This window comes from Aequitasia blattaphilus, from assembly GCF_024721305.1.
Taxonomy (GTDB): Bacteria; Bacillota; Clostridia; order Lachnospirales; family Lachnospiraceae; genus Aequitasia; species Aequitasia blattaphila.
This window is the reverse complement of record NZ_JAMXOD010000010.1, coordinates 1-13,879: the sequence shown is the minus strand read 5'-3', so window position 1 is coordinate 13,879 and position 13,879 is coordinate 1. Positions and strand designations below refer to the sequence as shown.

Annotated in this window: 14 protein-coding genes; 9 read left to right on the top strand and 5 right to left on the bottom strand. The window is 38.1% G+C overall.

Features of this window, described 5'->3' with window-relative positions:
* Nucleotides 1-13 precede the first annotated feature (13 nt).
* Nucleotides 14-1,069 (top strand): type IV pilus twitching motility protein PilT, encoded by a 1,056-nt coding sequence (locus NHH15_RS08065; RefSeq protein WP_262066146.1) that lies wholly within the window; start codon nucleotides 14-16, stop codon nucleotides 1,067-1,069.
* 53 nt (nucleotides 1,070-1,122) lie between these two features.
* On the opposite strand, the gene NHH15_RS08060 is transcribed toward NHH15_RS08065, so the two are convergent.
* Together NHH15_RS08060 and NHH15_RS08055 are read right to left on the bottom strand one after the other, a co-directional pair.
* Entirely contained in the window at nucleotides 1,123-3,168 is a 2,046-nt protein-coding gene (locus NHH15_RS08060; RefSeq protein WP_262066145.1) for a putative bifunctional diguanylate cyclase/phosphodiesterase, read from the bottom strand.
* Between the two features lie 23 nt (nucleotides 3,169-3,191).
* A complete protein-coding gene (locus NHH15_RS08055; protein ID WP_262066144.1) occupies nucleotides 3,192-4,919 on the bottom strand; it encodes a diguanylate cyclase in 1,728 nt (575 codons plus the stop codon).
* A 302-nt stretch (nucleotides 4,920-5,221) separates the two neighbouring features.
* On the opposite strand from NHH15_RS08055, the gene NHH15_RS08050 reads away from it, so the two are divergent.
* The 6 genes from NHH15_RS08050 to NHH15_RS08025 all read left to right on the top strand — a co-directional run bounded on the left by NHH15_RS08050 (nucleotide 5,222) and on the right by NHH15_RS08025 (nucleotide 10,344).
* On the top strand, nucleotides 5,222-6,916 hold the full coding sequence (locus tag NHH15_RS08050) for an ammonium transporter (protein ID WP_262066143.1): 1,695 nt from the start codon (nucleotides 5,222-5,224) through the stop codon (nucleotides 6,914-6,916).
* A gap of 121 nt (nucleotides 6,917-7,037) precedes the next feature.
* The gene (locus NHH15_RS08045; RefSeq protein WP_262066142.1) at nucleotides 7,038-7,334 is read left to right on the top strand and encodes a hypothetical protein; all 297 of its coding nucleotides are present in this window, start codon (nucleotides 7,038-7,040) and stop codon (nucleotides 7,332-7,334) included.
* 48 nt (nucleotides 7,335-7,382) lie between these two features.
* Nucleotides 7,383-8,354: a metal ABC transporter substrate-binding protein gene (locus NHH15_RS08040; RefSeq protein WP_262066141.1), complete on the top strand. Its 972-nt coding sequence runs from the start codon at nucleotides 7,383-7,385 to the stop codon at nucleotides 8,352-8,354.
* A 12-nt stretch (nucleotides 8,355-8,366) separates the two neighbouring features.
* Nucleotides 8,367-9,080 (top strand): metal ABC transporter ATP-binding protein, encoded by a 714-nt coding sequence (locus tag NHH15_RS08035; RefSeq protein WP_262066140.1) that lies wholly within the window; start codon nucleotides 8,367-8,369, stop codon nucleotides 9,078-9,080.
* On the top strand, nucleotides 9,077-9,913 hold the full coding sequence (locus tag NHH15_RS08030) for a metal ABC transporter permease (RefSeq protein ID WP_262066139.1): 837 nt from the start codon (nucleotides 9,077-9,079) through the stop codon (nucleotides 9,911-9,913). Before NHH15_RS08035 ends, NHH15_RS08030 begins: the two co-directional genes overlap by 4 nt.
* Nucleotides 9,910-10,344, top strand: a complete 435-nt coding sequence (locus NHH15_RS08025; RefSeq protein ID WP_262066138.1) for a hypothetical protein — start codon at nucleotides 9,910-9,912, stop codon at nucleotides 10,342-10,344. Before NHH15_RS08030 ends, NHH15_RS08025 begins: the two co-directional genes overlap by 4 nt.
* Nucleotides 10,345-10,525: 181 nt before the next feature.
* Here NHH15_RS08025 and NHH15_RS08020 read toward each other — a convergent pair whose 3' ends face one another.
* The 3 genes from NHH15_RS08020 to NHH15_RS08010 all read right to left on the bottom strand — a co-directional run bounded on the left by NHH15_RS08020 (nucleotide 10,526) and on the right by NHH15_RS08010 (nucleotide 13,122).
* The gene (locus tag NHH15_RS08020) at nucleotides 10,526-11,020 is read right to left on the bottom strand and encodes a DUF6106 family protein (protein ID WP_262066137.1); all 495 of its coding nucleotides are present in this window, start codon (nucleotides 11,018-11,020) and stop codon (nucleotides 10,526-10,528) included.
* Complete coding sequence (locus NHH15_RS08015; RefSeq protein WP_262066136.1) at nucleotides 11,017-11,919, bottom strand: PucR family transcriptional regulator; 903 nt, start codon at nucleotides 11,917-11,919, stop codon at nucleotides 11,017-11,019. The genes NHH15_RS08020 and NHH15_RS08015 overlap by 4 nt, the downstream gene beginning before the upstream one ends.
* A gap of 90 nt (nucleotides 11,920-12,009) precedes the next feature.
* On the bottom strand, nucleotides 12,010-13,122 hold the full coding sequence (locus tag NHH15_RS08010; RefSeq protein ID WP_262066135.1) for an ABC transporter ATP-binding protein: 1,113 nt from the start codon (nucleotides 13,120-13,122) through the stop codon (nucleotides 12,010-12,012).
* A 178-nt stretch (nucleotides 13,123-13,300) separates the two neighbouring features.
* On the opposite strand from NHH15_RS08010, the gene NHH15_RS08005 reads away from it, so the two are divergent.
* The gene (locus NHH15_RS08005; RefSeq protein ID WP_262066134.1) at nucleotides 13,301-13,534 is read left to right on the top strand and encodes a hypothetical protein; all 234 of its coding nucleotides are present in this window, start codon (nucleotides 13,301-13,303) and stop codon (nucleotides 13,532-13,534) included.
* The gene (locus NHH15_RS08000) at nucleotides 13,534-13,842 is read left to right on the top strand and encodes a PLP-dependent aminotransferase family protein (protein WP_262066133.1); all 309 of its coding nucleotides are present in this window, start codon (nucleotides 13,534-13,536) and stop codon (nucleotides 13,840-13,842) included. Before NHH15_RS08005 ends, NHH15_RS08000 begins: the two co-directional genes overlap by 1 nt.
* Nucleotides 13,843-13,879 lie beyond the last annotated feature (37 nt).

Sequence of the window (13,879 nt, the reverse complement as noted above, 5' to 3'; positions counted from 1 at the left end):
GGATAACAACACAATGAATGTACAGACATTATTTGAAGAAATGATTCGTCAGGAGGCCAGTGATTTATTTATTGTCGCAGGACTTCCTCCTTCGATTCGAGTAAATAATACCCTACGCAAATTAGGAGAGGACTTCTTATCCTCTGAGGATACAAAGGAATTGATTCACCAGATTTATGATGCCGCAGGTAATCGCGACAGCTCAAGACTCTACGGCAAAGGAGATGATGACTTCTCCTTTGCAATTCGCGGTCTGTCTCGTTTTCGCGTAAACACTTATAAACAAAGAGGTGCCGTATCTGCTGTCATTCGGGCAATTTCCTTTTCACTGCCCAGTCCATCTGACCTTGCAATACCGGATTTTGTTATGAAAATGGATCAGTTTTCCAAAGGGCTTGTTCTTGTGACTGGACCTGCTGGAAGTGGGAAATCCACCACATTAGCATGTATGATTGATGATATCAATAAGACAAAAGAGAAACACATCATTACCCTTGAAGATCCTTTGGAATATCTGCATCGTCACAATAAAAGTATTGTAAGTCAAAGGGAAATCCATGATGATACAGAGAGCTATGTAACCGCTCTTCGTGCTTCTCTTCGTCAAAGTCCTGATGTTATTCTTCTTGGAGAAATGCGAGATTATGAAACCATACAAGTGGCTATGACTGCTGCCGAAACAGGTCATCTGATTTTCTCCACCTTACATACTCTTGGGAGTGCAAATACAATCGATCGTATCATCGATGTATTTCCATCCAGTCAGCAAAGGCAAATTGCAGTTCAACTTTCCATGGTACTTCAAGGTGTCATTACCCAGCAATTGGTTCCTACTGTTGATAACCGTATGATTCCTGCCTTTGAAGTAATGACCGTAACACCTGCTATTCGAAATATGATTCGGGAAAATAAGATTCCACAAATCGATGGGTTGATTTATTCTTCCACAAGTGGTGATTTAATATCTATGGATAATAGCCTGCTAAAGCTTTATCAGTCAGGCATTATTACAAAAGAAAATGCAATAAAGTATTCTACAAACCCAGATATGATTTCACGAAAACTATAAAAGAGGCTGTCGCCTAACTAAATTTATTTTAGCTAATGCGACAACCACTTTTTTTATTGAAACTTATGTAAATTCTCTTCCATGAGATCCGTAGGCAATGGTCTGGAAAAATAATATCCCTGAATCATACCAACCCCATTTTCTTTTAGAATATTTAGCTGCTCCTCCGTCTCTACACCTTCTGCAATGACTTCTATATCCGCTGCATGTGCAAACTCGACCATAACCTTCATCATGTATTGCAGATATTCATCTTCCTCAATTCCCATCATGAAAGACCGGTCTGTTTTCAACACATCAACTGGAAGAACCCGTAAATTTGAAAATGTTGCATATCCAATTCCAAAATCATCCAGAGAAAGAGAAATTCCCGTTTCCCGTATATAATCCAGTTGTTTTAACGTCTTCTCATCAAAATGAACCTCTGCACTTTCCGTAATTTCAAGACTCAGCTTTTCTGCCGGATAATTATAGTAATTCAATACTTCCCGAATTAAGCCTACCAGCTCCCTGTCTCTAAGCTGAATCGGTGAAAGGTTTACGTCAAGCATAAAACGTTCACACTTATCCAACTCCCACTCTTTTACATTTCGAATCGCTTCTGTTAACACCCATTTTGTCAGAATATTAATCAAACCTAGCTTTTCCGCTTCAAGAATGAATAAGTCTGGGCGTACCGGCCCAAATTCGGGGCGATTCCAACGACATAAGGCTTCACATCCTATCCAACGACCTGTCGCTGCCTCTACAATCGGTTGAAAGTTCAAGGAAAATCCATTCATGTTGTTTAAGACACAAAATTTCAAATCTTCTTCAAATTTCAAAAGCTCTTTCAGCTCTTCATTAATTCTTTCATCAAAAAGAATCAGGCGATTTTCTTTTCTTGCATAAGTCATCACCTTATCAATTACATTTTGCATACGTTCATAGCTTTCCATGGAATTATCCACTTCGATTACACCCATATGAACACCTACAAATATTTCCTGAAAAACCTCGTCTAAGTCAATGTCCCAGGGCTGTTCAAAACGGTTATGTAAAAATCTTGCTACATTCATCGTCTCAAGCTCTGATGAATTGTCGGCAAAAACAACAAAGTCGTCCTTCTCAATACGGTAAATCGGATATCTGAAGTTTAGAACCTTAGAAATCCATGTTACAATGTTTTTCAGCAGCTTATCCCCTGACTCCCTGCCGTACAGGTTATTTACTTTACGAAGGCCTTGTACGTTAAAGCATATCATATAGTGAGAATTGATTCCTAAATTTTGAATGTCTTCAAAAAGCTTAATACCATTTGGTATTCCAAGTCTTTTATCATTATATGCTAAGTAGTGTATCCGCTCTTCTTCATTTTTCTTTTCTGTAATGTCAGCAAAGGTCGTGAGAATTGCAAGACGTCCGTCCATCCAGTTAATTGACCTGCTGACAAACTCAAACCATTTACTCAATCTCTCTACATAGATTTCCCATGTATATGATTGTTTGTTCTGCTCCTCTTCCCCACGTAATGCCTCCCGTATTTCTTTCGGTATAAACTCAATCTCAAAATCATAGATTGAAGTGTTCTCCGATACGGATATCTTTTCATAGTTTTGCAAACTTTCTCTGTACTGATCATTGCACATAATAATCTTACCGCTTTCATAGTCCGTTAAAACCATGTTTGCGTTGGTTAGATTAATGAAATCATCGAAAATATCATAAATATTTTTATTGTTTTCCAAGGTCACTTCCAATACTTGATTTGCCGACCTTAAATACTGTATAAAATCTTCTCTTTTATTATCATGCATAGGATATACGAAGGCCCAGCTCCCTAAAAGATGATTTTTTAAAATAAGCGGTAATGTCTCCGTTACAATGCCTCTTTCCGGCAATTCTTTTCTCGCCTCTAAAAGAGTTTTCTGATTACGGTTCACCAGCTCAAGCACTTCTTTTTTCGGTACAATTTCCTCGATGGTATTCTCTGTGATTGAGGTGCCCTTTACATCCAAAAGAGTAATGGGTACCTGAAAAAGTGTAATAAATGTATCTTGTAGCTTCTGGATATTCTCCACTTTTATTGCCTTTGCCAGAACGTTAATTCTATCTTTCATTCTATCCCCCGATAAAGCATTTTTTATTTCTGTTTTTTGTTTTTTTGCTCGTACATTTTTTGATCCGCATTTTTTATTAACTCATCAATCGTAACATTGGTAGCAGAGTTAATTTCTTCAATTCCATAGCTAAAATCTAAATGAAATGGAATTTCACGCTTTTCATTATATTCTTTTAGAGACTCTTTAATCTTCTGCATAACAATTTCACATTCTTGAATTCCGCCACGAATAATCATTATGAATTCGTCTCCGCCCCATCTGCATATTAAATCGCTTTTTCTGATGTTGCTTTTTATAATCTCCAAGGTTTTAATAATCATAAAATCACCGTCTGTATGTCCATAGCGGTCATTGATTGTCTTTAATCCATCAAGGTCAATGAAAATAAGAGAATTTTCCTGGGCTCTGTCTTTCACACTCAAGATGTTTTCCAGGATTTTTCTTCCCCATTCTCTTGTATAAGCACCCGTCATAATATCCGTAGATGCAATGTATTCCAGATGGCTTTCATACTCTTTACGGTTCGTAATCTCTGTAGCCGTCTCAATATGCACATCTCTTCCATCTGTCCACTTTATAATTTGATCTCGGATTAAATACCATTTCCCGTTAATCGTATTTCTAAATTCCCAACGGTAATAGTCTTTAATTTGATTTCCCTCTTCGTCATACATTTTCTTAAGAGGGCAAAAACTGCAAGGTCCCTTACTTCCTGCTTGAAGAACTTCCCAGCATTTCATTCCAATCAACTTATCTTTTTCTATTCCTACAGAAGATGCCATATTGCTGTTAACAAATAAAAGCTCATGGGTATCAATATCGGAAACATATATCAAGGTATCTGTGCTATCCGTAACAGTTTCAAATATATCCCTGCTAAATATCAAGCTTTTTTGCAGGTCTCTTTGTACCAGCATAGAGGCAAGCATACTTGATAATTCATTTAGAAAGTCAATTTCACTCTGTGTCCATTTCCGGTACTTATGGCAATCATCAAAGCCTACGTAGCCCAATGGTTTTCCTGCTGAGAACATTGGAATAATAGCCAACGCCTTAATCCCTTGAGGTTCTAAAATTGCACGGTCCTCTTCAGACATGGTACGGATATCATCGGTAATTGCCATTCCTCCCCAAACAATCTGTTCATAACTGTATTCGTCTTTTGGAAGATTTTTCAATTCGGAAATAGATGGCTTTGTTCCCACCGAACACCATTCATACGTATTTGATGTTGATATTTCCGAGACAGATTCAAATATGTATGCCCGGTCCACATCCACATAATTTCCGGAAAAAGCCAAAACATTATCAATGGCTTCTTCAATATTTTCCGACTTATAAGAAAGACTGGAGATTGTAAGCAACGCTTTGGCATTACTCTCTTCCTCGCTTTTCTTATCATGAACCGTATCAAAAAAAAGTGCCCCATACTTTTGGCCTGACAGCTCAATTTCTGAAGCGGAAATTACGACTGGTACCTGCTTTTCCCCTTGCACAGTAACTTTAGAAAGAAAATCTTCTACCATTCCACTTTTCTGGAGAATTTCTATAAATGTATCATATTCATCTTGGGGCATTTCTAAGAACTCAAAGAAATCTATGGAATCCTGCTCCATATTCCAAAATGGATTAAGCCAAAACAAGGCTTTCTTATTCTCGTATACTATAACAGGGTTGGAATAATCCTGTATTACAACAACAGATTTATTTATATTTCCATAAAATTGTCTCAATTCACTCTGAATCATCTTTATACCTCATAATCATTTCTTCTTTAAATAAAGCACATAATCGAATTATAGCAAGAAATTTTTAAAATAACAATGACTCCTACTAAAGTTAAGGCTATGAAAATAAATTTTTAACAATATTTTTTTTATTTTTCATTCTTTTATGACTAATTTCCCAAATTTTTCTGTATTTTCTATTTTTCTGTTGACTTCTTTTTGCAATTGAGCGTACAATGCAGACAAGCAAAGGCGCCGACGAGAACATCTCGTTTGGCGCTTTTTGTATTCTTAAAAGCGAATGAGTAAAAGGAGGAATTTTTATGGATTTTAGTTCAGTAAATACGTTATGGGTTTTACTTGGAGCCGCAATGGTTTTCTTTATGCAGGCAGGCTTTGCTATGGTTGAATCCGGGCTTACAAGAGCAAAAAATGCCGGAAATATTATCATGAAAAATCTAATTGATTTTTGTCTCGGTACCCCCGTGTTTTGGCTGGTTGGTTTCGGCCTGATGTTTGGTTCAGACAACCCAATTATTGGTAGTATAAAGGGTATGGCCTCAGAGGCCACTTATGGAACTGGCATGCTGCCAGAAGGTGTTCCTTTTTATGCATTTTTTATTTTCCAAACAGTATTTTGTGCAACAGCTGCAACCATTGTATCAGGTGCAATGGCAGAGAGAACAAAGTTTTCTTCTTATTGCATTTACAGCTTTATTATCAGCCTTGTTGTCTATCCTATTTCAGGGCACTGGATTTGGGGTGGTGGTTTCCTTGCCCAGCTAGGATTTCATGATTTTGCTGGTTCCACAGCTGTTCATATGGTAGGTGGTGTAGCCGCCTTGGTAGGAGCCAAAATATTAGGACCCCGTATTGGAAAGTATCGGAAAAATGGAACTCCACGAGCAATTCCTGGTCACAATCTAACCCTTGCAGCCCTCGGATGCTTTATCCTTTGGTTCTGTTGGTTTGGATTTAATGGCTGTTCTACCGTTTCAATGGAAGGAGAGGCAATCTCTCTTGCCGGCAAAATTTTTGTAACCACGAATTTAAGTGCTGCAGTTGCTGCTCTTACCACAATGTTCTTTACTTGGTTGCGTTATAAGAAGCCTGATGTATCGATGTCTTTAAACGGAGCATTGGCCGGTCTTGTAGCAATCACTGCTGGATGCGATACCGTTTCTCCTTTGTCTGCCGCTATTATCGGTGGCCTTTCCGGTATCTTAGTTGTTCTGGTTGTTGAATTCATTGACCGTGTCCTGAAAATCGATGATCCTGTCGGTGCTGTTGCAGTACATGGAGCATGTGGTGCTTTTGGTACGATTTGTGTCGGTCTTTTCTCTGATGGAACCGGAACTGCAACTCCTGGTCTTCTTCTCGGTGGTGGTGCTTCTCTCCTTGGTATTCAGGCACTGGGAGTTGTATGTGTCATTGGTTGGGTAGCTGTGACAATGACAATTGCCTTTGTTGCAATCAAGAAAACAATTGGACTCCGTGTAGAGAAAGAAGTAGAACTAGAAGGTTTGGATTATCACGAGCATAATCTTGTAAGCTCATATGCTGACTTTATCACAGAGGATGGTGCCGGTGGTTCTGTAACACCGTCTCCTGAGAAAAAGGTAGTTGCTATGTCTGAGAGGACTCTCCAAAATGAGGATGAGATTACTAAAATATCCATCGTTACTCGTCCAAATCTATTAGACGAGCTCCTGGTTGCATTGAACTCAATTAATATTACCGGAGTAACCATTACCAAAGTAATGGGATGTGGTCAGCAAAAAGGCCAGAAAAACTATTATCGAGGTGCAGAAATGGAAATGCGTCTTCTTCCAAAAGTAAAACTGGAAATTGTAGTTGGGAATGTTCCTGCCTCTTTAGTAATTGAAACTGCTGAATCCGTTCTTCAAACTGGAGAGTATGGAGATGGTAAAATCTTCGTATATGATGTTCAAAACGTTGTAAAAGTACGTACCGGTGAAACAGGAAAAGCAGCTCTTATTGACGCCGACGCTAGTTAAAATAATATTGATTTTGCAAGAGAGAGAGGTGCATTTGCGCCTCTCTCTTATTTTGACACTTCCCTTTAAGAATGCTATACTATCATTCGACCAATTTTATAAAATTGAAGGGAGAATTGTTATGAAAAGAAACAAAATTACATCTTTGGCATCTGTTGTATTTCTATTTGTATTCTTAATTCTATCTTCTTCTTATATTAGTAGTGAAACCTCTCATGAAATTCAGTGTCATACCAGTCATTGTGAAGTGTGTCAGGAAATTGCTCTTTGTTCCACACTATTAACCAGCTTTTTAGCTTTGGTATTCGTTGGTACCGCTCTATTCCTGCTCTCACTCAATTCCATTTCAAAGAGGAACTTACGTGAGTTCTTACCTTTTATGACTCTGGTCTCCTTAAAAGTCAAGCTTTCAAATTGAAGCTTTCATGAATTCTTGATAACGATTTAATTTCAAATGGAGGAGAACATGAAAAAATCAATTACTTACTTAATAGTAGTTTCATTAATAGGAATGCTACTGATTGGCTGCACAAAAACAACTGAAAAGACAGAAGAAAAAAAACTAAAAATTGTTACCACTATATTTCCCCAGTATGACTGGGCCAAAGAGATTCTAGGCGACTGCACTGACAATGTAGATTTAAGCTTTTTATTAGATAAGGGAGTAGACCTTCACAGTTTCCAGCCTACAACGGAAGATATTGTAAAAATATCCACTTGTGATCTCTTTATCTATGTCGGAGGCGAATCCGATGAATGGGTAGAGGACGCTCTTGCTACAGCCAAGAATAAAGACATGGTTGTTATAAATATGATGGATGTGCTGGGTGACAGCATAAAAGAAGAGGAGGCAAAAGAAGGGATGGAAATCCATGAGGGCGAAGAACATGAGCCAGAAATGGACGAACACGTTTGGCTTTCTCTAAAGAATGCCAAAGTAATTTGTGATTCTATATCAGAAGCCTTACAGAAGCTGGATCAAAAAAATGCAGCTGCTTATCAGCAAAATACAGAAACCTATGTTGAAAAGCTTTCTTCCTTAAATAATAACTACCAAAAAACTGTGGATAATGGAACAGTCAAAACCCTTCTATTTGGAGACCGCTTCCCCTTCCGTTATCTGGTAGATGACTATGGATTAGATTACTTTGCAGCATTTTCAGGCTGCTCTGCCGAAACCGAAGCCAGCTTCGAAACCGTTGTTTTTTTAGCCAATAAGATTGATGAGTTAAAACTGCATACGGTGCTTGTAATCGAAACATCCGATCAGTCCATTGCCAAAACCATAATTGAAAACACGGAGGAAAAGAATCAGGAAGTCAGGGTTCTGGATTCCATGCAAAAGGTTACTTCCTCTGACGCCGAATCAGGTGTTACTTATTATGGTATAATGGAAGACAATTTAAATATTTTAAATGAGACACTTAACCAGAAATAAGGAGGCATTACAATGGCATTACTTAGCTGCGAAAATATCGCTTTAGGCTATGATGGAGATACAATTGTATCGGACTTAACTTTTGAAGTTAAGTCCGGTAATTATTTGTGTATTGTAGGTGAAAATGGTTCTGGTAAAAGTACCTTACTGAAAACCATGCTTCACCTGATTCCACCCATTAGCGGAAGGATTCATTTTGGTGACGGTGTCCAGCAAAACGAAGTTGGCTATCTGCCTCAACAGACCATTGTACAAAAAGATTTCCCTGCATCGGTATGGGAGGTCGTATTATCTGGCTGTGTCAACCGTCTAGGACTTCGTCCTTTTTATCGTAAAGAAGAAAAAAAACTAGCTCTTAAAAGTATGGAACGAATGGACATTCCCGATCTGGCAAAACATTCTTACCGTGATTTATCTGGCGGCCAGCAACAACGAGTTCTTCTTGCAAGAGCTCTTTGTGCAACACGAAAGCTGTTGATATTAGACGAGCCTGTTGCCGGTCTCGACCCAAAGGCCACTTTGGATATGTACTCCTTAATCGAAAAACTCAATAATGAGGGTCTTACTATTATTATGATTTCTCATGATATCACTGCTGCTACCCAATACGCTTCCCACATTCTCCATATCGGAAACAGCCAACCACTATTTTTCGGTGAAACAAAGGATTATTTGGAAAGTGATATTGGCAAGCTCTATGTGCATATGCAAGGAGGTGTATCATGACCTTAATAGAATATTTTTCTTATCCTTTTGTGCGTTACGCACTGGTTGTAGGAATATTGATTGCACTATGCTCCTCTCTTTTAGGTGTCACCTTAGTATTAAAGAGACTCTCTTTCATCGGAGATGGGCTATCTCACGTTGCATTCGGAGCCATTGCTCTTGCAACGGTTATGAAGGTATCCAACGATATGATTTTAGTAGCCCCCATTACCATTCTGTTTGCTATTTTATTAATGGGCGTTGGAGAAAAGCGAAAGATAAAGGGAGATGCTATGATTGCCATGCTCTCCGTTGGTTCTCTTGGACTTGGTTATCTCTTGATGAATATTTTTAATACCTCATCCAATTTAGGCGGAGATGTGTGTGCCACTCTTTTCGGTTCCACTTCAATATTAACTTTAACTATTACTGATGTGTGGGTTTGTATTATCATGTCGATTATTGTCATTTTGATGTTTATCTTCTTCTACAATAAGCTTTTTAGTATCACCTTCGACGAAAATTTTGCAAAAGCTACTGGAGTACAGACCAGTGCCTATAATATGCTTATTGCAACTGTTGTTGCTATGATTATTGTACTGGCTATGAATTTAGTGGGATCTCTGTTAATTTCCGCACTGATTATCTTCCCGGCACTTTCTGCAATGCGTATTTTTAAAAGTTTTCAACAGGTAATCATATGCTCTGCCTTGTTTTCCGTCGTGTGCACAACCATCGGTATTCTTATTTCTATTATTGGAGGCACCCCTGTTGGCTCTACAATTGTTGCCGTTGATATTACTGGTTTTATTCTGTTTTCATTTATTGGAAAGCTTTTGAAGGTGGCAAGATGAAAAAGACGCTAATAATTCTCTGTTTTCTCTTCCTTTTTTCTTTAATCGGATGTAAGAAGGCAGAAGAACCTACAGATATCGAAAAAGAAATCTCAACAGATTCCTCTGAAAACGAGGTCATAGATTTAACAGTTTTGAATAGCACTATGGTTTATGCTGAGGTCTTTAATATCGTTTCAAATCCTGATGATTATCTGGGAAAAACGATTGTTATGGAAGGACTTCATTATACGAACCATATTGATGAAACGAATACAACTTATCATTTTGTTGTAATTCAGGATGCCACTTCCTGTTGTCAGCAAGGCTTAGAATTTATCTACAATGACGATACTTCTTATCCCCAGGACGGAACCCCTGTTGAGGTAAGTGGTACCTTTGAAAAATATACGGAAGGTGAAGATGTATTCTATCGGGTACATGCCATGTGAAAATAGAATTTGCACACAATGCTAATTTCGTGTATAATAGAAAAAAAAAGAGCAACCGTGTTTGCGATTGACCTTTAAACGAGTTATGAAAAACCACCCTGTCGGTCAGGACATTTATCGGGTGGTTTTTCTGCGTCTAATGACTTATCATATAAACAAAAGTCAGCAACGCTATTATGCTCTAGAACTCTTGAAACCTTACTCCTGCATAAGACTTCAACTGCTTCAATAATTTTTCATCAGGGGAAAGAATAATTCCCTTGCTTCCTGTCTGATCCTTTGATAAAACAATAAATTTTTTCAAATTCTCTTCTCTGGAAGAAAAGTCTTCCAGCTTTGTAAGCTGGCTGGTATTTACAGCTGAGGATTTCGCTGGCCGAATCATCTCTGCGTCCTTGATGTCCATCGAGAACAGCTTCTTACGATTCGATTTTTTATAGATAGCATCAATCTCCAGTTCTGAATTTACCAGTACATACTCATACTCTAGCTGCATTCTTGGCATAAATAGAATTACGTTTACAATGACTGCTGCCAGAAATAGCAGTAAAAATATAGATGAGAACATCGATCCCAGTAAGCACACTGCTGCCACTATCCATAATCCTACAAATATCAGTCTGTCTTTGTTCCTTGCCTTTGCAGGAACCAGTTGTTCATAATATGCATCATTCATATTAAAACCCTCTCTATCTTCAAATAATTAACCACCATCAGCGCCACCTTAAATACCAATGCATCTTCAAACTTTCGGATATCCATTCCCGTCTTTTTTTCCAGCTGCTCAATCCGATAAATCAACGTGTTTCGATGCATATGAAGTCCTCTTGCTGTTTCTGCAATATTTAAGTTGTTGGTAAAAAAGGTATGTACCATAATCAAATACTCTTCGTCTAAGAAATCCGGTATCTCACCCTTAAATACCTCCAACAAAAAGTTTCTGCACACATCATATGGAACTTCCCGAATCATCTGTCCAATTCCCAAATCATTGTAAGGAAATACGTTCTTACCGAACTGGAATATCTTACCGATTTCCATTGTCATATGTGCTTTCTTATAGGCTCCTTCTAAATCCAGCAAACTATCAAATGTCTGACTAAAAGAAAGCTTTGCGTTTACATAGAGCTCCATATTAATGGTATCCACAATCGTATTTCCAAGATCAAATAAATCTTCTTGTTCCTTTATGGGATAAAGAACCGCAAGTCTATTCTTTGAAATTTTTACCAGATATGTATTCCTCTTATCATGAAACAACTGCTTTAGCAAAGTTTCTGTCATGGAATAGTTTTTGCTTGCAATCTCAATTAAAAATAAAGTCCGCTTTTCCTCTAATGAAATATGAAGCTTCGCGGCTCCTTCCACAATATTTCCCTGTTCAAGATTTCCTGTTATAAGATTTTGCAGAAAATAAGAAGTGTTATACTTTTCCTTATAAGCACCTATCATTCCATCTATTTGTGCAACAGCGAAATCAACATCTAATTCTTGATTCCAATCTATTTCCATGGAAAGACCTGTAATCTTTTCAAGATTTCGAAGGGAACGTTTCAGCTTTTCCTTATCACCCATAATCATCCTCCTTATAAACAAGAATGGAAAAGGTTGTTACAAAAGCTGGCTTTTGTAACAACCTGAACTTCTAACTTAAATTGTAGAGGATTAGTTTGTGATAGTCAACTCACTTTCCTTGTCAAAAACATGAACTTTTTCCATATCAAGTGCAAATACACCTGTGTCTCCTGTGCGAAGAGTCGTACGAGGATTCACTCTTGCTGTCATTTGCTCACCTTCAACATCAAAGTATAGATAAACCTCTGCACCTAGTAATTCGTAAACCTTAATTTCTGATTTAATAACGCTCTCTGGGAAACTGTTGATAAAGCTTTCTTCATCATGTACATCTTCAGGACGGATACCCAATACAACAGTTTTTCCATCGTAGTTTCCATCGATTAATTTCTTTGCCTTTGCAACTGGAAGCTTAAGCTCACTCTCTCCAATCTTCAAGAATACGTCGGTACCTTTTACACTTACTACCGCATCTTGGAAGTTCATGTGAGGAGATCCGATAAATCCTGCAACAAACAAGTTCTGTGGGTGATTGTATAGGTTCTGAGGTGTATCCACTTGCTGTACCACACCATCTTTCATAACAACAATTCTGGTTCCTAATGTCATTGCCTCTGTCTGGTCATGGGTTACATAAATCATAGTAGCTCCCAAATTCTCATGTAGCTTGGAAATCTCAATTCTCATCTGTACACGAAGCTTTGCATCAAGATTTGATAGAGGCTCATCCATTAGGAAAACTTTTGGATTTCTTACAATTGCTCTACCCATTGCAACTCTCTGTCTTTGTCCACCTGATAACGCTTTCGGCTTACGATCTAACAAAGATTCCAAATCTAAGATTCTTGCTGCTTCTTTTACCTTTTGGTCAATTTCTGCTTTTGGCACTTTACGAAGCTTTAAACCAAATGCCATGTTATCATATACGGTCATATGAGGATAAAGCGCATAGTTCTGGAATACCATCGCAATATCTCTATCCTTTGGTTCAACATCATTTACTACTTTTCCGTCAATCTCTAATGTTCCTCCAGAAATATCTTCCAAACCTGCAATCATACGAAGGGTTGTTGATTTTCCACAACCGGAAGGTCCAACAAAGATAATAAATTCTTTGTCTTCAATCTCAAGGTTAAAATCCTTTACTGCGTGAAATCCATTTGGGTATTTCTTATCAATTCCTTTTAGTGATAAATTTGCCATTTCAATTCTCCTTTATTTCGCTCACTCATTTGTTTTCTTGTTTTAGTATAAAATACTTCCTTTTTCTTCACAATGGAACGGCTAAACAAAAAAACCAGGATTTTTTAGACAGGCTAACCAATATATGAGATAATACTCTCCAAATAGAAAGGAGATTGAACATATTGTACAGCCAAAAATGCTTTATTTATCTGAGCCTACTGAGCTGGGTTCCCTGTATTCCCGCAAGGAGCTTTTAGACTTGTCCGCAGTCTGCAAAAAATACCACTTGCTTTTCTATATTGACGGAGCAAGGCTGGGCTATGGTTTGGCATCTCCATCTTGCGACTTTGATCTTCCCTTCCTTGCCCAAATTTGTGATGCTTTTATATTGGCGGCACCAAGATTGGCGCCTTATTTGGAGAAGCATTAGTGATTCGAAATCCTCTCCTTCAGGAAGATTTCCGTCATATCCTCAAACAAAAAGGAGGCCTCCTTGCAAAGGGACGCCTCCTCGGAATTCAGTTCTTAACTCTTTTTACCAATAACCTTTATTATAAATTAGGAGAAAATGCTCTTCAAATGGCCTCTCATCTTACCAACGGTCTGGAAAAATTAGGTATACCTCTGGCGATTCCAAGTGAAACGAACCAAATCTTTGTCGTTCGTGACATGCTCCCACCACTTGAATGCTATCATTCTGAAGTGGGGGCTTCCTGTTCAATATTCCCAATGGAATAAGTATCTGCAGGCTATCCCCGTATGCCCTACGGTTTGT